Source organism: Leptospira perolatii, from assembly GCF_002811875.1.
GTDB classification, from domain to species: Bacteria; Spirochaetota; Leptospiria; order Leptospirales; family Leptospiraceae; genus Leptospira_B; species Leptospira_B perolatii.
In genome coordinates this window covers 1-561 of record NZ_NPDZ01000047.1, presented here as the reverse complement: position 1 = coordinate 561, position 561 = coordinate 1, and the positions used below count along the sequence as shown (strand labels likewise).

The window sequence follows — 561 nt, the reverse complement described above, 5'->3', positions numbered from 1 at the left end:
TTAAAACCACAACGACCTGTATTCAGAAAACCTAAGCAAAGAACAGGTGTCCGCGCAAATTCACCATTTCAGCTGCTACACATGGATACTACGACCCTTCGCACTACAGATCAAACCAAAGTATTCATTCATTTTATTTCGGACAACTTTTCAAGAGCTATTTTAGGTTGGAAAGTTTCCTTAGTATCTTCCTCCAATATTGCAAAACAGAATCTCCAGAAAGTTTACACCACTTTCAATCTTTCTAATAAGCACAATGTTCACCTTCTCTGTGATGGTGGTGCGGAAAACTTCGGATTCGTTGACCAATTTATTAGTCTACCCGAGATCCGTATTCGCAAATTGATCGCGCAAGTCGACATCAAATACTCAAACAGCATGGTCGAAGCAATTCACAAAAAAATGAAATACGAATTTCTCTTCCGAATTCCGCAACGAAACCTAAAAGATGTAATCCAGACTCTTAGAAAAGCAGTTCCAGAATATAATCATAGACCGAGCGGAGTGTTATTTGGCTATTCCCCCTGGCAAGTTCTGAACGGCGCAATTCCGGACAAGTTT

1 protein-coding gene is annotated in these 561 nt (G+C 40.1%); it reads left to right on the top strand.

Annotated elements, in window-relative coordinates:
* Window positions 1–81 precede the first annotated feature (81 nt).
* Window positions 82–561, top strand: a 480-nt coding sequence (locus CH373_RS18525; RefSeq protein ID WP_100734117.1) for a transposase, incomplete at its 3' end; no start/stop codon positions are given.